Source organism: Mycobacteroides sp. LB1 (assembly GCF_013449725.1).
Taxonomy (GTDB): domain Bacteria; phylum Actinomycetota; class Actinomycetes; order Mycobacteriales; family Mycobacteriaceae; genus Mycobacterium.
Window position 1 is genome coordinate 69,684 of sequence record NZ_JACCFF010000005.1, and the last position, 20,361, is coordinate 90,044.

General features: G+C 63.3%; 18 protein-coding genes and 1 pseudogene. 7 read left to right on the plus strand and 12 right to left on the minus strand.

Annotated features, from left to right (window positions below; genetic code table 11):
* Window positions 1–156 precede the first annotated feature (156 nt).
* Entirely contained in the window at window positions 157–672 is a 516-nt protein-coding gene (locus MLB1_RS18595; RefSeq protein WP_180751587.1) for a hypothetical protein, read from the plus strand.
* Between the two features lie 66 nt (window positions 673–738).
* The gene (locus tag MLB1_RS18600) at window positions 739–1,347 is read left to right on the plus strand and encodes a hypothetical protein (protein WP_180751336.1); all 609 of its coding nucleotides are present in this window, start codon (window positions 739–741) and stop codon (window positions 1,345–1,347) included.
* An 8-nt stretch (window positions 1,348–1,355) separates the two neighbouring features.
* Here MLB1_RS18600 and MLB1_RS18605 read toward each other — a convergent pair whose 3' ends face one another.
* The gene (locus MLB1_RS18605; RefSeq protein WP_180751337.1) at window positions 1,356–2,192 is read right to left on the minus strand and encodes a tRNA (adenine-N1)-methyltransferase; all 837 of its coding nucleotides are present in this window, start codon (window positions 2,190–2,192) and stop codon (window positions 1,356–1,358) included.
* 311 nt (window positions 2,193–2,503) lie between these two features.
* Here MLB1_RS18605 and MLB1_RS18610 point away from each other — a divergent pair, with 311 nt between their 5' ends.
* Window positions 2,504–3,820, plus strand: coding sequence for a DEAD/DEAH box helicase (locus tag MLB1_RS18610; protein WP_180751588.1), 1,317 nt, complete (start codon window positions 2,504–2,506; stop codon window positions 3,818–3,820).
* Between the two features lie 73 nt (window positions 3,821–3,893).
* On the opposite strand, the gene MLB1_RS18615 is transcribed toward MLB1_RS18610, so the two are convergent.
* Window positions 3,894–4,814: an acyl-ACP desaturase gene (locus MLB1_RS18615; protein ID WP_180751338.1), complete on the minus strand. Its 921-nt coding sequence runs from the start codon at window positions 4,812–4,814 to the stop codon at window positions 3,894–3,896.
* A 95-nt stretch (window positions 4,815–4,909) separates the two neighbouring features.
* Entirely contained in the window at window positions 4,910–6,877 is a 1,968-nt protein-coding gene (locus MLB1_RS18620; protein ID WP_180751339.1) for a CocE/NonD family hydrolase, read from the minus strand.
* Window positions 6,878–7,047: 170 nt separating this feature from the next.
* On the opposite strand from MLB1_RS18620, the gene MLB1_RS18625 reads away from it, so the two are divergent.
* Both MLB1_RS18625 and MLB1_RS18630 read left to right on the plus strand, forming a co-directional pair.
* Window positions 7,048–7,971 (plus strand): RecB family exonuclease, encoded by a 924-nt coding sequence (locus MLB1_RS18625; protein WP_255486020.1) that lies wholly within the window; start codon window positions 7,048–7,050, stop codon window positions 7,969–7,971.
* A complete protein-coding gene (locus tag MLB1_RS18630) occupies window positions 7,968–8,762 on the plus strand; it encodes a thioesterase family protein (protein ID WP_180751340.1) in 795 nt (264 codons plus the stop codon). Before MLB1_RS18625 ends, MLB1_RS18630 begins: the two co-directional genes overlap by 4 nt.
* 29 nt (window positions 8,763–8,791) lie before the next feature.
* Here MLB1_RS18630 and MLB1_RS24150 read toward each other — a convergent pair.
* Both MLB1_RS24150 and MLB1_RS18640 read right to left on the minus strand, forming a co-directional pair.
* Window positions 8,792–8,902, minus strand: a pseudogene (locus MLB1_RS24150) (MOSC domain-containing protein); the annotation flags it as partial.
* 25 nt (window positions 8,903–8,927) lie between these two features.
* A complete protein-coding gene (locus MLB1_RS18640; protein WP_180751590.1) occupies window positions 8,928–9,623 on the minus strand; it encodes a TetR/AcrR family transcriptional regulator in 696 nt (231 codons plus the stop codon).
* A gap of 163 nt (window positions 9,624–9,786) precedes the next feature.
* Between MLB1_RS18640 and MLB1_RS18645 the strand changes: the two genes are divergently transcribed.
* Both MLB1_RS18645 and MLB1_RS18650 read left to right on the plus strand, forming a co-directional pair.
* Window positions 9,787–11,187 (plus strand): cytochrome P450, encoded by a 1,401-nt coding sequence (locus tag MLB1_RS18645; protein ID WP_180751341.1) that lies wholly within the window; start codon window positions 9,787–9,789, stop codon window positions 11,185–11,187.
* 50 nt (window positions 11,188–11,237) lie between these two features.
* Window positions 11,238–11,915 carry a nuclear transport factor 2 family protein gene (locus tag MLB1_RS18650; RefSeq protein ID WP_371750652.1) on the plus strand — a complete coding sequence of 226 codons (678 nt, stop codon included), beginning with the start codon at window positions 11,238–11,240 and terminating at the stop codon, window positions 11,913–11,915.
* Between the two features lies 1 nt (window position 11,916).
* Here the strand turns inward: MLB1_RS18650 and MLB1_RS18655 are convergent, their stop codons facing one another.
* The 7 genes from MLB1_RS18655 to MLB1_RS18685 all read right to left on the minus strand — a co-directional run bounded on the left by MLB1_RS18655 (window position 11,917) and on the right by MLB1_RS18685 (window position 20,355).
* Window positions 11,917–12,621: an MlaE family ABC transporter permease gene (locus MLB1_RS18655; RefSeq protein ID WP_371750653.1), complete on the minus strand. Its 705-nt coding sequence runs from the start codon at window positions 12,619–12,621 to the stop codon at window positions 11,917–11,919.
* Between the two features lie 209 nt (window positions 12,622–12,830).
* Window positions 12,831–14,084 carry a fatty acid desaturase gene (locus tag MLB1_RS18660; RefSeq protein WP_180751344.1) on the minus strand — a complete coding sequence of 418 codons (1,254 nt, stop codon included), beginning with the start codon at window positions 14,082–14,084 and terminating at the stop codon, window positions 12,831–12,833.
* A gap of 174 nt (window positions 14,085–14,258) precedes the next feature.
* A complete protein-coding gene (nuoN, locus tag MLB1_RS18665; protein WP_180751345.1) occupies window positions 14,259–15,863 on the minus strand; it encodes an NADH-quinone oxidoreductase subunit NuoN in 1,605 nt (534 codons plus the stop codon).
* On the minus strand, window positions 15,860–17,458 hold the full coding sequence (locus tag MLB1_RS18670) for an NADH-quinone oxidoreductase subunit M (protein ID WP_180751346.1): 1,599 nt from the start codon (window positions 17,456–17,458) through the stop codon (window positions 15,860–15,862). The genes nuoN and MLB1_RS18670 overlap by 4 nt, the downstream gene beginning before the upstream one ends.
* Complete coding sequence (nuoL, locus tag MLB1_RS18675) at window positions 17,452–19,317, minus strand: NADH-quinone oxidoreductase subunit L (protein WP_180751347.1); 1,866 nt, start codon at window positions 19,315–19,317, stop codon at window positions 17,452–17,454. The genes MLB1_RS18670 and nuoL overlap by 7 nt, the downstream gene beginning before the upstream one ends.
* 13 nt (window positions 19,318–19,330) lie before the next feature.
* Window positions 19,331–19,630 carry an NADH-quinone oxidoreductase subunit NuoK gene (gene nuoK, locus MLB1_RS18680; protein WP_043077524.1) on the minus strand — a complete coding sequence of 100 codons (300 nt, stop codon included), beginning with the start codon at window positions 19,628–19,630 and terminating at the stop codon, window positions 19,331–19,333.
* Window positions 19,627–20,355 carry an NADH-quinone oxidoreductase subunit J gene (locus MLB1_RS18685; RefSeq protein WP_180751591.1) on the minus strand — a complete coding sequence of 243 codons (729 nt, stop codon included), beginning with the start codon at window positions 20,353–20,355 and terminating at the stop codon, window positions 19,627–19,629. The genes nuoK and MLB1_RS18685 overlap by 4 nt, the downstream gene beginning before the upstream one ends.
* Window positions 20,356–20,361 lie beyond the last annotated feature (6 nt).

The window sequence follows — 20,361 nt, forward strand, 5'->3', positions numbered from 1 at the left end:
TCCTTTCCCACACCGAGAATTGGTGCGGTGGATACTTCAACGCTACCGGCGATCGGCCGGTAATGCGGGGTCTACCCGTTGCCTAAGATGTCTACGCTGTTAGCGTTCGTCACATTCAGCTCGATCGAAAGGACAACCGTGAGCTCACGAACCAGTGTGTCGGGAGCCGCCATGCTGGGTTTACTCGCGGCGGCAGTGGTTGGTGTGGCCATGCCGACAGCCAGCTCTCCTAGTCCGACAGCAACGACGGCGATGCCCGCAGGCATCGTCCCCGCCTCATGGGATATCCCGATGGACGTGCCTTCCGAGCCGGCCGAGGCGACACCTACTTCCGACGAGCTGGGCGGTTTGCTGTACTCGCTCGCAGATCCGGGCGTGTCGGCCCTCGCCAAGGGCGGTCTCGTTGAGGGCGGCATCGGCGCCGGGGAGTCGATCTACGCCGACCGCGCCTTCAAGAACGCCAACCGTGACGGTTACCTGCCACTCGCCTTCACGGTGTCTGACATCAAGTCCACCGGTCCAGGCCTCGCCGCGGCCGCGGTCACCATCACCGGCCCCAAGACCCAGGCGTACACCACGAAGATCAACTTCGTGAACCAGGACGGCTGGAAGATCAGCAAGGCATCGGCGATTTCACTGATCCAGGCGGCATCCGGTAAGTCTGGACGGTAGAACGGTGGTGGGTGACAACATGAACTCACCCACCGATATCGTCACCGTACTTAGCTGAAACGCCGAATGGGAGTCACCTGCATCATGGCCCGTCACCTTCGCCTCGCCGTCGTCGCCGCAGGCCCGGCTGTTCTCATCGGGGCGGTCCTCGCCCTCTCCGCCTGTAGCTCGGGAGATAAAGCCAGCCCCACCAGCACGTCGGCGACTCAGCCTGCGTCATCTGCCACCGCGGCGGCGGTACCGGGTCATCCGCTGCCGGATCCGGCGGTGCTGACCGATGTCCTCAATCGTCTCGCCGACCCAAATCTGCCAGGCGCCGAGAAAGTCAGCTCCGTGCAGGGCGCGACCCCTGAGCAGCTGGACAAGTTCACCAAGGCGATCAGCGACGCCGGGTTCTCGCCGCTGTCGTTCACCGTGAAGGACCCCAAGTGGTCGACGGAGACATCGGGCGATGTCGAAGCCGTCGTCACCATCAACAGCCCGAGCCCCAAGATGGGCGGATTCGCCATCCCGATGTCGTTCTCGTCTGAGAATGACGGCTGGAAGCTGTCGAAGCGGACCTCCGAGCTGTTACTCAAGACCGGAACCAGCCTCGCAGGGACCGGAGTACCCCACGAGACGGCTGCACCGGGTGCGCCTGCTACCGAGGCGCCGGCTCCTGTGCCGCCCCGGTAGTTGGCGCCCTAGGTCGGTAAGCGCTTACGCCGCAGCGGCGGCGGGGTGATCGTGTCCGGCGCCAGACGGCGAGCACTCACCAAGAACGCGGTGTGACCCCGCATGTTGTGTTCGGGACGCACCGCCAGCCCCACGACATTCCAGCCGCGCTGCATCGTTTCCCACGATCTCGGCTCGGTCCAGCATTGCTGCTCGCGAAGCGCCTCGACCACTCGCGACAACTGGGTGACGGTGGCGACGTAGATGATGAGCACGCCGCCGGGCACCAGGGATCCGGCGACCGCAGGCAAAGTCTCCCAGGGGGCCAGCATGTCCAGCACCACGCGATCGACCGCACCGGCATCCGCGGGCCGCTCGGCCAGGTCCCCGAGTACTAGCTCCCAGTTATCAGGTCGCTCACCGAAGAACGTTGTGACGTTACGCACAGCGTGTTCCGCGTGATCCTCACGAACCTCGTAGGAGATCACCGTTCCCTCGGGTCCCACCGCCCGCACCAGCGAACAGGTGAGTGCACCCGATCCCGCACCGGCCTCCAGCACCCGCGCGCCGGGGAAGATATCGCCGTCGTGCACGATCTGCGCGGCGTCCTTCGGATAGATCACCTGCGCGCCGCGCGGCATCGACAGCACATAGTCAATAAGCAGTGGGCGCAGCACCAGGAACGAATCACCGTTGGTTGATTTCACGACGCTGCCCTCGGCGATACCGATCACGCCGTCATGCACAATGGCGCCGCGATGGGTGTGGAACTCCTTGCCGGGCTCGAGCACCATCGTGTAGTGCCGGCCCTTGGGATCGGTCAGCTGTACACGATCACCGACGACGAAAGGTCCGGTCCGAGTCATCCGCTTACCTTGCCAGGTATCCGTTGCCGACTCCGAATCGGGCAGATATCAGGACAGGCCGGAGTAGCCGTCACCAGTGTGTTTCGTCGCACAGGTTTAGCTATAGATGCCAACAGGCAGTAGTGTGTGTCACTGAGCGCTGAATTTGCGCTCGCGTCGAAGAACGTTTCTTTCGTCAGCCGGTGTGAATTTAGGCAGACTTTCAGGCTCTTCTCTCGGCGATCGATATTGCCCATTGGCAATCTCGCCACCACAATGCCTCGAAAGGCGTTTAATCACCCATGTCTGAACCCACATTTACTTCCCTCGGTGTGCCCGCACCATTTATCGACGTCTTGCGGGCCGGCGGAATCAACGCGCCGTTCCCCATCCAGGCCGCGACGCTGCCCGACACTCTCGGCGGCCGTGACGTACTCGCCCGCGGAAAGACCGGCAGCGGAAAGACTCTCGCATTCTCGATTCCCCTCGTCGCCCGTATTGCCAGCGGCAACCGGGTACCGCGTAAGCCACGTGCACTCGTGCTGGCACCCACCCGGGAGCTCGCGACCCAAATCAGCGCAGTCATTGAACCTTTGGCGGCGGCCTGCCGCCTCAAGGTCACCACCATCTTCGGTGGAGTCTCCCAGCACCGGCAGGTGCAGGCCCTCTCGGCAGGTGTCGACATCGTGGTCGCCTGCCCGGGACGCCTGGAAGATCTTCTGAAGCAACGCCAACTGTCCCTGGACGCCGTGGAGATCTGCGTGCTGGACGAGGCCGACCACATGGCCGACCTCGGCTTCCTGCCCGCGGTGACCCGGCTGCTTGCCGCGACACCGAGTTCCGGCCAGCGCCTGCTGTTCTCGGCCACCTTGGATAACGACGTCGACAAACTCGTCAAGCGGTTCCTGCACAATCCCGCCGAGCACTCCGTCGACTCCGTCGACTCCCCCGTGGCCGCGATGACGCATCATGTGTTCACCGTCAGCGGCCCCGATGCCAAGCGCGATCTCGTCAACACGCTGGCCTCCGGGGCCGGGCGGCGCATCCTGTTCATGCGCACGAAGCATCAGGCGAAGCGGCTCGCGCATCAGCTCAACCAGTCAGGCATCCCGTCGGTCGACTTGCACGGCAACCTTTCTCAGGGTGCGCGCGACCGTAACCTCGCCGCCTTCTCCAGTGGCCAGGCACGGGTGTTGGTTGCCACGGACGTGGCGGCGCGGGGCGTTCACGTCGATGACGTGACGTTGGTCGTACACGTTGACCCGCCTGCCGAGCACAAGGCATACCTGCACCGGTCGGGCCGGACTGCCCGCGCCGGTGGCACCGGCGATGTGGTGACCGTGGTGCTGCCCGAGCAGCGCCGCGATGTCACGCAGCTGCTGCGCAAGGCCGCCATCACGGCCACTCCGCTGCAGGTGACGGCTCACTCCGATGAGGTCAAGACTTTGGTGGGTGAGGTGGGACCGTATGTGAAACCTGCTCCCGCCCAGAAAGTTAACGGCTCCCCCGCCGCGAACAGCCCGCGTGGCCAGCGTTCACACCGGCCCCGCGGCGGCGCCGAGGGACGGCCGGCACGAGCACCGCGGCGCAGTGGTGGTGGCGGCGGGCAGCGATCCGCACAGCGAGCGGGCAGCAGCACGTCGAGGTAGGTCTGAATCCAGGAGTCACTAGCTGATTACCGGAGGCCATCCGCCAACCGCGGGTGACCTCCGGTAATCGCGTTCAGGCACCTCTAGCCGCGCGCGCTGCCGCCTTCTCCTCGTAGAACTTCGCGCGGTCATCCACAGCGGCAAGGAATTTCGCCAGGGTCTCGCGAGCCTGCTCACCTTCGGGCCCGATATCGGAACGTTCGAACACACGCCAGAAACGCAGGATGGGCTGCAGGACGTCGTCGTGGTGGATACGCAGGTCGTAGATACCAGCCTTGGCGATGGCTATCGCCTTCTCTGCGAAGCCTTCCATCCCCATACCGGGCATCACGAAGCCGACGATCTCCTTGCAGATCGCCTGCATCGCGGCATCGGGCTCGATATCGAATGCTGCCGACATCAGATTGCGGTAGAAGATCATGTGCAGGTTCTCGTCCAACGCAACCCGTGCCAGCAGCTGGTCGGCGATCGGGCAGCCTGAGGCCCTTCCGGTATTGCGATGGGATATCCGGGTGGCCAGCTCTTGGAACGACACGTAGGCCAGCGCCTCCAGGGGTGTCTTGTCACCCGAGTCGTAACCGGCCACGGTGTGCGCCATACGCATTGCTTCGAGGTTGCTCGGGTCGACACCGCGGGTGACCACCAGGTAGTCGCGAAGCGCGATGCTGTGACGCCCCTCCTCGGCCGTCCACTGGCCCACCCACGTCCCCCACGCGCCGTCGCGTCCGAATCTCGTGGCGATCTCGCGGTGATAGGACGGCAGGTTGTCCTCGGTCAGCAGATTGACGACCAACGCCGCCTGAGCGACCGGATCGAGCGGGCTGTCCTCAGGTTTCCAGTCCTCGCCGCCGAGGAATGCGAAGTCCCGGCCCCGACTCCAGGGCACGTAATCATGTGGGGCCCATGGTCGTGCGACACCAAGGTGCCGTTCGAGATTCTCCTCGACGACGGGCTCCAACTCGGTGAGCAATCGTGTTTGCAATCCAGTCACCATCTCGTCCACCTCTCTGCACGGCTGTCCCGCGATCCCTAACCTACGGTACCGTAAGTTACAGAAAAATAGATTAGGGATAGATGAACTAATGAGGACTACGCAGCCCCGACAGCGGAGCCGTCGACCACCGGGGCCACCAAGTAGCTCGGCGCGTCTGGATCCAGCAGCACCGACTGTCCGTGCCTGCTGGCCCACAGCTCGGGAACAGACGGAATGTACCGAGGCAGGCTGGCTGCCGAGATAACGACCCGCAGTCGATGGCCAGCCGCGATCACAGCGTCAACCTCGGTCAGGTCGATGTCGAGAGTCGTTGGCACACCGGGTTTCACCGGAAGCTTGTGCCCCAGGCCGGTGTGATGCCAGGGCGACAGGTAGTCACCGTCGACGGTCCGCAGACTCTTGTCCTCGTCCACGCCACGACGCGATGCCAGCAATGCGCCCTCGGCAAGCATTCGGGAGAACCCGTCCGGCCCCACGTCCGTCACCGATACAACCCAGAATGCCTCTGTACCTAGAGACTTGGTGCGCAGATGAAGGTTGAGGGATCCGGAGATAACCCATGGCTCCTGGGCGGGAACGCTGGTGAATGTCAGTGCACCACGTTCGAAGTGACGCGAGTCCTTGAGGCCCGAGGTCCCCAACACCGCCGTGCCGCCCGCTACCAGCCGCGATGTCGTGGGCGACTTCAGCAGGCCGAGTCGACGGTGCAGGGAATGCTCGGTTCGGTTGAGCGGTGCGGCGCCGCCGAGCGATCCGTCAAACGCCGAATGCGCCCCAAATCCCGAAGGTTCGGCATCCAGGTAGAACCGCCGCGGCGTCGCTTCGGATCGAGGAAAGGCCTCCAAGGTGTGCCAGCCGCCATTCTGCTGCTGCAACGTGACCGGACCATAGCTTTCGATGCCGTTGTCAATTCCCTTGAGCCACTTGTCAAACCACGCGCGCTGCAAGACATCGAGACGCGGCGGTGCGTCCTGTCTGCCGAGCTGCGAACCCGGGGAGCCGTGGTACCCCTCATTGATGACGACCTGAAACTTGCCGTCCGGCACATGGGTGCGCCGGTGGATACGTAGCGCGGACGGACCAAAGATGTCATCCCAGGCCCCATAGACGAATGTCGGGATCTCGATGTCCTCGAACCGTGGACTGATCCGCTGGAAGTAGGCGTCGTCGTCGATGAGCGATCCGTGACCGCGCAAGCCCTCAAAGATGTACCTCACCAAACGGTTCAGCGGCCGCCGCAATCGCCCGCCGAGCCAGCGCAGGTCCACCCCGCCGCGGATCACATCCGATGGTGACGGCAGCCATTTGGCCAGTGCCACCGCAAGCATCCACACCGGCAGGAAGAGCGTCTGCGCCCCACCGGTTTTCATGAGATCACGGGATATGTCGCTGACAGGCTCGACCGCAAACACCGCGCCGAGCCCGGGCACTCGATTACCGGCCGCCTGCAGGGAATTTATCGAGCAGTACGAGATGCCATACATTCCCACCGAGCCGTCGCACCATGGTTGCGCTTGCGCCCAGGCCACCACCTCGGCGGTGTCGCGCTGTTCGATGTCGTCGAACATCCCCCAGTCGCCGGTGGACGCACCTGTACCGCGCACATCGACGACCACCTGTGCGTAGCCGCTGCGGATCAGCGGATCGTTCACCCCGAATGTCGTCAGACCGCCACCCGGAATGGCCCTCGCGAGTTCGGCGAGCTCAAACCAGCGCGGATTCTTTGGCGGCGTGGCGGGCGCGGTGATACCGAACCGTTGCAGTCCTCGCAGCAGCCAGGCCGCCAGGTGGGTGACTGACTTGTTGTAGGGGGTCAGGTTGAAGAGCACCGGCACCGGGTCACCCACCGGCGTGCCGTCGGCGTTGGCCGGACGAAATACCTGGGCCTTGAGCACGGTGCCGTCGGCCAGCGGTATCGACACATTGGGAGTAAACGACACGCCCGGGTATCGACTCGGTCCGTCCGCCACCGCGGTCCATTGCGCGGCCAAACCCGCCCCGGCGAGCGACGTGTCCCTCGGCCGCGAAATGGTGCGGGCGCTTCGATGCTTTGCCGTCGTCACTGCGGTTCCTCCCGGACAGGGCGTCGCTGCCCGTGATCACTTGGAGGTGCACGTTACTTGCAGTACGGATACTTTGGGGGCTACTTGTGACATGTGTTGAATTGGGCCATCCGGCATTGTGCGCGGCGTGGCATCCACAGCTGTCGGACTCCGTGCTTAGGCTGCCAATCATGAAGGATGGTCTTCGCGCAAGCGACTCATCCGCGAAGGCCACCACGCAGGACCGGCCGACGCGGCGGCCCGCGCTGTCTCCTTCCCGTGCCAGCGACTTCAAACAGTGCCCACTTTTGTACAGGTTCCGTGCGATCGACCGACTCCCCGAGCCCGCCTCGACCGCGCAGGTGCGCGGAAGCCTCGTACACGCCGCCCTGGAGGATCTCTACGCCCGGCCCGCGGTCGAACGCGAGTACGCCACCGCCGCCGGATTGGTGGAGCCCGCCTGGGAACGCCTCGTGGAAGCCAAGCCGGAGCTGGCCGAGGTGGTCGAGGCCGAGCGCCTTCCAGGATTCCTGGACGAAGCGCGGGACCTGTTGTCCGGCTATTACCGGCTCGAAGATCCGACCCGGTTCGATCCCGACAGTTGCGAGGAACGCGTGGAGGTCGAGCTGGCCGACGGCACCATGCTGCGCGGCTTCATCGACCGAATCGATATCGCGCCCGGGGGTGCGATGCGTCTCGTGGACTACAAGACGGGACGCTCACCCCGCGCCTTGTTCGAAGCCAAGGCGTTGTTCCAGATGAAGTTCTACGCGGTGGCGCTCTATCGCATCCGCGGAGTGGTGCCTCAACGGCTGCGACTGCTGTATCTGTCCGACGGCGAGGTCCTCGACTACACGCCGGATGAGTCCGAGCTGCTCAAGTTCGAGAAGACGCTGATGGCGATCTGGCGAACAATTCAAAACCTCGGCACCACCGGCGACTTCCGACCAAACCCCTCCCGGCTATGCGATTGGTGCGCCCACCAGTCACTGTGTCCCGCGTTCGGCGGTACGCCGCCGCCCTACCCGGGCTGGCCCGCCGACTACGGTGTGTCCGACGCGGATATCGAAGATGCCGAAGCCTCCGCGACCGTGATTCCGGGAGATGCCGCATGACGACCGGTTGTTATTACCAAAGGTTGGAACCATCTGGCGACTACCAGGTCTTCGAATCTACCGAGTTGACCGCCAGCGGGTGGGGCCCCAATCTGCAGCATGGCTCGCCCCCAATGGCCTTGCTACTCAAAGCCATCGAAGAGCTCCCCGAACCGCGCGAAAGTCTGCGGATCGGCCGGGTGGCACTCGACATCCTTGGCCCGGTACCGCTTGAGCCGGTGCGGGTACGCGCCTGGATCGAGCGGCCGGGCCGCCGGATCGCGCTCGCCGTCGCGGAGATGGAGGCCCACGCAAACGGCGGATACCGCGCGGTCGCGCGGGCCAGCGCCTGGCTGCTGGCCACATCGGTGACGGCGGACAAGGCCATTGACCGCTTTCCCTCACTGCCGGAGTATCCGCCTGCGCCAAAACCGCCGGGGTTCGAAGGGTCCGGATACGCGAAATCCGTTGATTTCCAATGGTTCTCGGTGCCATCGGGTGAAGCACAAGTCGCCTGGATGCGCCCGCACGCGCATATCGTGGACGCCGAACCGACCACACCGTGGCAGCGGCTGGCCTCGGTGATCGACTCCGCCAACGGAATCGGCGCGACTCTCAATCCGCTGCGATTCGTCTACATGAACACCGACACCGTGATGCATGTACACCGGATACCCCACGGCGATGAGTTCGGCGTGCGCGCACGGATGTCTGTCGGCCCCGACGGTGTCGGTGTGACCACCGCGGAAATCTTTGATCGCCAAGGCTATATCGGGTCCAGCGCACAGACGGTGCTTGTACAAAGGCGATAGGTGCCGTTACCGAACTATCGGCGGCTGCGGCGGAACGCGACCGCCGTATCGGTTGGACGCTTGTCGATCCCGGTGAGCACAGGTCCGCCGCCAGGATTCGATCGCAGCGGACCCACATTCACCGTCAAAACTGTCGCCACCGTCCCAGAATACGGAGCGAACGTGCTACCGGGCAGCACGCATGAGGGGCAGCAAGTACCGTTGCGCGAATTCGCGGGTGGTCTCGTCGGTATCGGTGGGCAGTAGCGCCGAGGGATTCACCAGAAAAGTCGAGGTCAGTCGCAGCGCAAGATCGAGTGCCCGCATCACCGCGGGAACAGGGTATGCATCATCGGCCAGCAATTCCGCCGTCACGGCGAGCAGGCCCTGGTATCCGTCAGCGCTCGTGTCAAACACATTGCGGGAGAAAGCTTCTGCATCGAATTCTTTCAATGCCGTCACCAGGGGATGATTGCTCGCCTCGCGCATACCCATCACGAAAGCTTCGACCATCCTGTCCTCTGCGTTCGACAACAGTGCCAGCGCCGACTGTGCCCGGACGAAGAATTCCGTTGTCTCACGGACCAATACGGCCGCGACAATGTCTTCCTTGTCTCCGCACTTCCGGTACAACGTCGGCCGAGACACCCCGGCCCGCCGCGCGATATCACCCACCGCGGTGCGGGCGATGCCGTGGGCGATGAACTCTTCGCGTGCCACGTCCAACAATCGCGAGGTCGCCACGTTTGTGTCAGACAGGGCGCCGGTGGCCAGCTGTCGCAGCAACGAGTCGAGCTCTACCACGGAGCCGATAGTAGTGGCGTGCGCCTGCAGCACCGGGTTGCCGCCCCGCCCAGGCGCCTGACGGGAACCAGCACCCATGGGTGCCTGGTCGGCGAAATTCGCACATTCCCGATCCACGATGCCTCCCATTACCTCATCTACCTGCGTATTGAATCATAGAACTATTTTTGATTCAGTATTGCACCCGGGTTGGATCCGCCATAGACTTCGCCCCCAGAATCGATTGAGAGAAGAGGCAGGCATGCACGCCACCGACGTGAGCTCCCGCGAGCCGGCGCTACCGACACATCGCGAACACAGGCTGCCGCCGAAGCTCCCGATCCATCGCGCCGCCGCACTCGGACTGAGTTGTCTGGGCGACCCGTCTCGCCTGCCGTACCTGCTGTTACCGAAGATTGCGCACCGCTATGGCGATATCGTCCGGATATTCACCGCGCGGCGACCGGCACTGACACTCACGTTGATCAACCATCCCGACTACGTCGACCACGTCTTCACCCGGCATCACGATCGCTACGTCAAACACGAGGCCACTATCGAGTTGGTCTCCGGCGAACCCGTGGCCCTCCCCCTACTCGAAGGACAGGAGTGGAAACGAGTCCGAACCGCCTTCAATCCGTACTTCGGTGAGCGCGCCTTGGCGGCCGCGACCCCGCTGATGATGGAAGGGATCACCGAGCGGGTCGACGCGTGGTCACGACATCTGGACAGTGGAAAATCCGTGGACCTCGAACACGAACTCGGCTCCGTCGTAATGGACGGGCTGATGCGCTCGATGTTCAAGGTTCAGCTGAGCCCCGCCGAGATCGACGATGCGGTCGAGGGTGCACGTCGGTATGGCGTCTACGTCATCAGCCGGGTGGCCATGCACTTCCTGCCGAGCTGGATACCAAACCCCTTGCACCGCACTGGCGAAGCGTCAAAGGAGGAACTCTTTGGTGTCCTCGACCGCTTCATCGACGAGCGGAGGGGCTGCCCGGTGTCCGCGACGCCGGATCTGGTGGACACCCTCACAGCGCTGGAATTCGACGGCTGTCCGGACGCGCAGCACCGACGACGGCGCTCGGAGGCCGCGGGCCTGGTATTCGCGGGCTTCGAAACAACGGCGGCAGCGCTGGCCTGGACCATCGCGCTGTTGTGCCGCAACCCCGGCGCTCTCGGCAAGGCATATGCAGAGGTGGACGCCCTCGGCGGGAAGCCGCTGGAGTACGAGGATCTCGAGAACCTGAAGTACCTGAAGGCATGTTTCGACGAGGCACAGCGCTTTCAGGCCGCTCCCGCCAACATTCGAACGGCTATCGAGGACGACGAGATCGGCGGCTACTTCATCCCGAAGGGCTCACAGGTGATCATCACCCAATATGCGCTGCAGCGTGACCCACGGTTCTGGAAGGAACCGGAGAAGTTCAACCCCGACCGGTTCCTCACCGACAAGATAAATCGGAATGCCTTCCTGCCGTTCAGCATCGGACCACGCAAATGCATGGGAACCCGGATGGCCTACATCGAAGGAACCCTGGTTCTGGGAACCATCTTGCAGCGCTACGCATTCCAGATCCGCGACGGCTGGACACCCCGGCATCGAGCGCGGGTCTCCACCGGTCTGGCGGGCGGCCTGCCAGCACGGATATTCGCCCGCTGAGCATCTACAAGCCCAGCACCACCACATGTACCCACGACGAAAGGAATGCAGTGAACAGGCTAGAAAAGTTGGGTCCGTCCCCCGAACACGCTAAGTACCAAGGGCTCATGCCGGAGTTCTGGAAGAAGGTGCAACAGCAAGAGACAAACGATATCGAGCGCGGGCTTCCTGCCCAGGGCCGAACCGAATTCGCCGCCACATGGTTCGAGGCTTGGGCCGAGCAGGACATCAAGAAGATCGACTATTGCATCGCCGAGGACTGCAGCTATATCGACAGCACCACGTTCCAGGAGAACAGGCTCGGGCGTCAGTTCACGATCGACAACTGCCAAGCCGCCTTCGATGTCTTCCCCGACTTCGCGTTCTACCCTCAGGACGGAACCAACCGCTCACTGCCGTACTGGGATTACTTCAACGGCGAGTGGCGGGTGACCATTCCCTGGCGAGGTATCGGCCGGATGATCGGCGAGACCGTCGAGCCCAACACCGGAGCCAAGCTGAAGGGAACCGGGCGCTGCCTGAACTTCATTGGCATTGACCGCTATACGTTGACCGAGGATTTCAAGATCACGCACATCGACACCGACTGGGACATGCTCTACGGTGTCGCACAATTGGGTGGATTCGCATCCCTGATGCGGAACCGCAGTCTGCAGAAATTCGGACTACGCGCCGCCGGTCTGGTCGTGCCTGCGTTTCGCCTGGTAACCGCACTGACCACAAGGTGATCTAGGCGGACCGACCGATTTCGCCGATCGCACTGCCCACCGCGGCCGGTCGATCGGCCGCGGAAATACCCTTGTAGCAAGCGATTAGCCCCCCGATCAGCCCAAGGACTGCCGCTTCAACGACCAGCACGATGATATTGGAGGGGCTCATCAACCGCGTCACGTTGCCGACGAATTGACTGAATGGGTTGTGCGGGGCGAACACCGAGAAAAAGAAGACACCCGTTACCCCGGCCGCTACGAATGCCAACGGCACTGCCGCAACCGCAGTAGCGAGAACCCGTGGCACAACGAACCTGTGCGTGATATCCATGCCCCTGAACCGCATTGCGTCGATTTCTCTTCGTATTCGGGCTGAATCCCCCTCGGCGCACACCACCGTTGCGCCCGTGGCTGCTGCCACCAAGACCGTGTGCGTCGGGAATCCCGCCGGGCCGAACACGAGGGCCTCGAGGATGAAGACCAGCAGGATTGCCAGTGGTATCGCCACCATGCACATGGGCAGGAGTGCTGCTCTGGCTATCGACAGCGCCTGCCGGAAGAACTCGCGTACGGCAGGCGGACGGCGCAACATCGCCACGAACGTATCCAGCGTCATAGCCAGGAAGCCGCCAAGAGTGCGAGCGGGCTTTTCTGTAAACGTCGAGACCGGGCCGTCAGTTCGGTCCTTTTCGGTCACTACAGGCGCGTCTAAGTACGTGGTCACACATTCTTAGATACCTGGTTCCGTCCATCCCCGGAGCAATATCGGCGAGATCTTCCGAGGCCAAAAGGTTTAGCAGGGGGCGAAGATTGTGGCCCAGTAACCGCTCTGTCCGCGGTCGAGGATTTGCGCCCCACCCTCACGACTGACTGTGACCTCGCCTAGGTCGATATCGCCGAATGCGCTGAGGCGCACCTGGGCTACTACGGAAACTAGGCGGCGACCTTGTTGCGGCGCCGTTCCCTCACCATGGCGATCGCAGTCTTGAGTCCACGCCGTGGAACCGAATGCGGCTCGACCACGGGAGCTTCCAGCGGCTTCTCCAGCACCGAGAACATCCGCTCGCTGCGGGTTTCCGGTGCGTTATCCGCGGTGGCATGCAGGAACCGATCCGGCAGAGACAGTTTCGCGATGGTGCGCCAGGTCTTGGCATATTGGAACAGCATCGACCCGGTGGTGTACGGCAGGTCGTAACGGTCGCAGATATCGCGCACCCGTATCGAGATCTCGTGCAGCCGATTACTCGGCAGATCCGGGTAGATGTGGTGTTCGATCTGATGGCACAGGTTGCCGCTCATCAGCCGCATCGTGGGCCCGGCATTGAAGTTCGCACTGCCCAGCAGCTGGCGCAGATACCACTCGCCCCGCGTCTCGTCTTCCATGTCCGTCACCGTGAACTTCTCGGCGCCGTCCGGGAAATGCCCGCAGAAAATGACGGCGTTTGACCAGAAGTTGCGGATCAGGTTGGCCGTTGCATTGGCGGTCAGCGTCGACCGGTAGCTCGCCCCCGGCGAGAGTGCGGTGATCGCGGGGAACGCCGCATAGTCCTTCAACACCTGCGAGCCCGCCGAGGTGACAAGCTCACGCACCCGCAACTTGGTGGCAGCCCTGGTCTCTTTGTCGTAGATCTTCCGGAACTCCAGGTGCTGCAGTGCGATCCCCCACTCGAAGCCCGCCGCGAGAATGAAATTCAGCGGCATGTTCAACAGGTTGCGCACCTTCCACGGCTCGTCGCGCGTGACCCGCAGAATTCCGTAGCCAACGTCGTCGTCCATGTCCAGGATGTTGGTGTACTTGTGGTGCTCGACGTTATGCGTGAACCGCCAGTGCTTGGAGGCACCAGCCATATCCCACTCCCACGTCGAGGAGTGAATTTCGGGATCGTTCATCCAGTCCCACTGGCCGTGCATGACGTTATGACCGATTTCCATGTTCTCGATGATCTTGGCGACGGCAAGAGTCAAGGTGCCGGCCCACCACGCGGAGCGTTTCTTACTTGCCGCCAACACCAGGCGACCGGTCAGCTCCAGCGCTCGTTGTGCACCGATCGTGCGACGGATATACCGGGCGTCGCGAGTACCACGCGACGTCTCTATCTCACGCCGGAGCCCATCGAGCTCAGCGGCCAGGTTCTCGACGTCCTCGCTGGTGAGATGCGCGAATGCCGAGATGTCCGTGATCGCCATTGGTCTCCTTCCACGCCTACGGTACTGCCACCCTACGGTACCGTAGGTTACTCGCTGGTAAATGGACACGCCACAGGCGGTGTACAGCAGAAACTATCGGCATGCCGACACACCGCGTTCTGCGTGGGCAGGCGCCTTGTCGGCGCAGAACGGGCGGTCAAGGGGTAATGCGACTCACTTTACGAAGCCTGCGAGATTCCCGACGAGGTCGAGCAGCGGCTGGGGCACCACGCCGAGCAGCACCGTCACCACCGCGCTGACCCCGATCGATATCGCCACCGCCGGACCGGGGACCCGAAGCACCCCGGAGTCCTCCGCCGGGTCGGCGAAGAACATCAGCACGATGACGCGCACGTAGAAGTACGCCGCGATGGCGCTGCACACCACACCCACCACCACCAGGGGAACAGCACCACCGGATGCGGCGGCCTCGAACACCGCGAACTTGCTCACAAATCCACTCGTCAACGGGATACCCGCGAATGCCAGCAGGAACAGTGCGAAGACGATGCCAAGCAACGGCGCCCGGCGCCCGATCCCGGCCCACCGACTCAGATCGGTGACCTCTTCATCCTCGTCCAGCCCGTCTTCTTCATTCCCGGAACGCACCAGCCCGGCGATTGCGAACGCACCGACGGTGCTGAAACCGTATGCGGCCAAATAAAACAGCGTCGACGAAACGCCATGCTCATTGGCGGCAGCGACACCGGTCAAGAGAAATCCCGTGTGCGCCACCGCCGAATAGGCCAGCATTCGCTTGACATCGGTCTGTGTCACCGCACCGATCGATCCGATCAGCATGGTGGCGATCGCCACCGCCCACAGCACCGGCCGCCAGTCGGCGGTGATCCCCGGCAGCGCGACGTAGAGAACCCGCAGCAGCGCGCCGAAGGCGGCGATCTTCGTGGTGGCCGCCATGAACGCCGTGACCGGGGTCGGTGCCCCTTGGTACACATCGGGAACCCAGAAGTGAAAGGGCACCGCCCCTACCTTGAACAGCAGACCCACGGACAGCATCGCAACGCCCAGCAACAGGAAGGACCGCTCCCCCGCATCGGCGTTGACGGCCCGCGCGACGGCGTCGAGTTCGACGGTTCCGGCATACCCGTACACGAACGCCGAACCGAACAGGAAAAACGCGGAAGAGAAGGCGCCGAGCAGGAAGTACTTGAGCGCCGACTCCTGTGACAGCAGGCGCCGACGCCGCGCCAGCGCGCACATCACGTACAGCGGAAGCGAAAACACCTCCAACGCAACGAACATCGTCAGCAGGTCGTTACATGCAGGGAACAGCATCATGCCCGCGATGGCGAACAACGTCAGCGGGAAGATCTCCGTTTGCGTGATACCGGTCCGATTCAGGATGCGTTCCGGCTCACCGCCGGGAACGGTGGATGCCTGCGCGGCGAAGGCATCGAGCCCGTGACCGGCGCTGGCACCGATCGCACTAGGAACGACCGCGGTAGTCCTGCGCTGCGCCATGACCGCCAGTGCCAGCGCCGACGCCACCAGGATGAGCCCCTGCAGATACAGCGTGGGTCCGTCTACCGCCACGGCACCGTTCATCACGACCTGGCGTGAACCACCCAGCGCCACAACGGCGGTAAAGGCACCTAGGATTCCTCCTATGGCCAGTATCAGTTGAGTGGTGAGCCGGTACCGCCGTGGAACGAATGCCTCCACGAGCACCGACACCACCGCCACCGCGAACATGATCAGCATCGGAGACAGCGCGCCATAGGCGATCGACGGGGCGGGCAGGATCCCGATATCGGTCATTGTCGCTCACCTTCGCCGTGCCGGAGTGCGATATCCGCGACGGCAGGTGGCGGATCCTTCTCGTTGACGGTGCGTAACGTCTGCTCGACAGCGGGATTCACCATGTCCAACAGTGGCTTGGGGTAGATCCCCAGCACCAGAAGCAGTGCGACCAACGGCGCCACCACGGCGAGCTCACGGCGCTTGAGATCACCGATGCTTTCGTTACCAGGGGCCAGCGGCCCGGTCATCATCCGCTGATACATCCACAAGACGTAGACGGCCGCCAATACCAAGGCTATGACGGCGCACGCCGCAGCCACCGGATACCGCGTGAATGTTCCCACCAGCACCAGGAATTCGCTGATGAACGGCGCCAACCCAGGTAGCGAGAGCGTGGCTAGACCGGCCACCAAGAAGGATCCGGCAAGCACCGGCGCCACCTTCTGCACCCCGCCGTATGCCGCGATGAGACGAGTCCCCTTGCGGGACACTAAGAAACCTGCCACCAACATCAGGGCGGCAGTGGAGATGCCATGATTGACCATGTACAGCGTCGCTCCCGATTGACCCTGGCTTGTCATCGCGAATATGCCCAGGATGATGAACCCGAAGTGCGATATCGAGGTGTAGGCGATCAGACGCATCACATCGGTCTGACCGATCGCCAAGATGGCCCCATAGACAATGCCGATAACCGCCAGCGTGATGATCACCGGCGTGAAATACCTGCTGGCGTCCGGGAACAGCTGGATGCAGTACCGCAGCATCGCGAAAGTACCCACCTTGTCGACGATCGCCATCATGAGGACCGCGCTAGCGGGAGTGGCGTGCACCGCGGCATCGGGCAGCCAGGTGTGGAACGGCCAGAGCGGGGCCTTCACCGCGAACGCGAACATGAATCCCAAGAACAGTGCCTTGGCGACACCCGGATCGATCCCGAGTGCTCCGGTGGCAACCATCTCGGTGAGATCCCGAAGATCGAAGGTGCCGGTCTGCCCGCGTGCCGTGACCACGTACAAGCCGATGACCGCCGCCAGCATGATCAGACCGCCGAACAGGTTGTACATCAAGAACTTCACCGCCGCACGGGACCGCTGCTTGACGTCGGAGTGCGCACTCCCGAACCCTCCGATGAGGAAATACATCGGGATGAGCATGGCCTCGAAGAATATATAGAACAGCAGTACGTCCAGCGCGGAGAAGGACAACAGCACCATGGCTTCCACGATCAGGATCAGCGCGACATAGCGTTGCGCCACCGGCCGATTGGTATATCCGGGCGCCTCGGCTCCGTCGTTCCATCCGGCCAGCAGCAGAACGGGAAGAAGCCCCGCCGTCAGCAGTACCAATGCGAGCCCGATTCCGTCGAGGCCCACCACGTATTTCATCCCGAATGCCGGTATCCAGGAATGTGATTCGACAAACTGGTATTGAGGTCCTCCGGGATCGAACGCGATGGCCAGCCCAATCGCGAGGATAAGAACCAGCAACGAAGCGCCCAGCGCCACATACTTGGCCAATGCCCGCTGCTGGGTCGGCATCACCAGCACGGCAGCGGCGCCCGCCAAGGGAATGAGCCATAGCGCTGTCACGGTACCCACGGCACTCACCACCTCACTGCCATCAACAGCGCAACCACCAGAGCCGCGCCGGCACACATGGATAACGCATACGAGCGGACGTGGCCGGTCTGCATACGTCGTACCCAGCCGGAAACGGCGCCCAGTGTCGCGGCGACGCCGTTCACCAGGCCGTCGACGCCCCTGTCGTCGGCAAGCACCAGAGCGCGGGTAAGCCGCTGTCCGGGACGCATGAACACCGCCTCATTGACGGCATCGCCATAAAGGTCCCGACGCGCAGCGACGGTGAGCGCCGAACCTTGGGGTGCAGTTTCCGGAACCGTGCGGCGGTACATGCGGTAGGCCACGGCCACACCGCAGAGCACCACGGTGACGGTCGCCGCGCTGATCACCCACGCCGGGACCGGCAGCTCGCCGTGGTGCGCACCGACCACGGGCTCCAGCCAATTCTGCAGGGCTCCACCGAAGCTCAGCAGGAACCCCGCCCCCACCGACCCAACCGCGAGCACCATCATCGGCCAGGTCATCACCGACGGTGACTCGTGTGGATGCGCGTGTTCGCGCCAGCGCCGCTCGCCGAAGAACGTCAGGAGCATGACCCGAGTCATGTAAAACGCGGTGATCCCCGCGCCCAGCAGTGCCGCCGAGCCCAGCAGGAATCCCCCGACACCACCGTGCCCGAAGGCGACCTCGATGATCTTGTCCTTCGAATAGAACCCCGCGAACGGTGGAACGCCGATGATGGCAAGGTAACCGAGCCCGAAGGTGACGAAGGTAATGGGCATGACGATGCGCAGCCCGCCGTAGCGACGCATATCGGTCTCTTCGTTCATACCGTGCATGACCGAACCAGCGCCGAGGAACAGTCCGGCCTTGAAGAACCCGTGCGTAAGCAGATGCATGACCGCCACCGCATACCCGGCGGGTCCAAGCCCGGCAGCCAGCACCATGTAGCCGATCTGCGACATCGTGCTCGCGGCAAGGGCTTTCTTGATGTCGTCCTTGGCGCAGCCGATGATCGCACCGAAGAGTAAGGTGACGGCGCCGACGATGACCACCGCCAGCTGTGCGTACGGAGCGTGTTCGAAGATCGGTCCGGACCGGGTGATGAGGTAGACCCCCGCGGTGACCATGGTGGCGGCGTGGATGAGCGCCGACACCGGGGTAGGGCCTTCCATGGCGTCCCCTAGCCAGGACTGCAGCGGCACCTGGGCCGACTTTCCGCAGGCCGCCAGCAGCAGAGCCAATCCGATTGCGGTGTTTCGGTTCTCACCGGCCGCGCCCGCGGATCCGAGCACCTGAGCGAAGCCGACCGAGCCGAAGGTCGCGAACATCAGCATCATGGCCAGGGCCAGCCCCATGTCACCGACCCTGTTGACGATGAAGGCCTTCTTGGCCGCGGCAGCCGCCGACGGCTTCTGATACCAGAATCCGATCAGCAGATACGACGCCAGACCGACACCCTCCCAACCCACGTACAGCCCTAGGAAGTTGTCGGCGAGCACCAACAGCAGCATGGCGGCCAAGAACAGGTTCAGGTAGCCGAAAAACCTTCGCCTGTCGGGATCGTGCTCCATATAGCCGATCGAATAGATATGGATCAGCGAACCCACCCCGGTGATCAGCAGCGCGAAGCACACAGATAGCTGATCCAGCGCCAGCCCGAAATCGACGTGCAGCGTACCGACCGGAACCCAGGTGAAGAGGTTCTCGTGCACTGCGCGCCCAGATCCCGCCCGGCCGAGCATGCCGACAAACGAGGCGACGGCAACGAGGAAGGACGCGAGCGCCGTCGCGCAGCCCAGCAGATGCCCCCAGGCGTCCCCCCGGCGGCCGACGAGCAGGAGTACGGCCGCGCCCGCCAGGGGCAGCGCCGGCATGAGCCATGTCACGGAAACTCCCCTCCTAGAACTTCAACAGGTCGGCGTCGTCGACCGAAGCCGACCTACGGGTGCGGAAGATGGTCATGATGATCCCCAGCCCCACAACCACTTCCGTGGCCGCGACCACCATGGTGAAGAATGCGATGACTTGGCCGTCCAGGTTTCCGTGCATGCGGGCGAAGGTGACGAATGCCAGGTTGGCCGCATTGAGCATGAGTTCGACACTCATGAAGACCACGATCGCGTTACGGCGCAACATCACGCCGGCGGCACCGATTGTGAAGATGAGTGCGGCGAGATAGAGGTAGTTGTCGGGGTTCACCGCGCCTCCATATCCCGCGGTGTGAGCACGCCACTGACCGACAACTCTGAGAATGATCCGTCGGGAAGCAGAGCGGGGACATCGACCGCGTTATGCCGCGCGTACACGCCAGGATTCGGTAACGGTGTGGCCCGCTCACCCTGCTGGAAACGTCGAATGACCATCTCGCGCTGGCCGCCGGTCTGCCCCAACTTCTCCCGATGCGCCAAGACCATCGCCCCAATCGTCGCGGTGATCAGGAGCGCGCCGGTGAGTTCGAATGCCCACAGGTAATCGATGAAGATGCGCTCGGCCAGGCCCTCCACGTTTCCGCGACTGTTGGCTTGGTCGAGCCCGACGAACGCTGTGGTGGATGCGCTTCCGATGCCCGCGATCGCAAGTATCCCGAATCCCAGTCCGGCCATGATGGCACCCACCCGCTGCCCCGGCAGGGTCTCCACCAGAGAGTCCGAGGAATCCACGCCGACGAACATGAGCACGAACAGAAACAACATCATGACCGCGCCGGTGTACACCACCACCTGGGCCACGCCGAGAAACAGGGCCCCTTGAGCCACGAAGAACACCGCAAGGATGACCATCGTCATGGCCAGGAAGATCGCTGAATACACCGCCTTGGGCGCGGCGATCACACCGAGTGCGCCGAGCACGGCGATGGTGCCAAGCACCCAGAACGTCCACCCCTCCCAGGTCGGCGTGCGGGACAGCCCCTCGACCGCAAGCACTGTCAG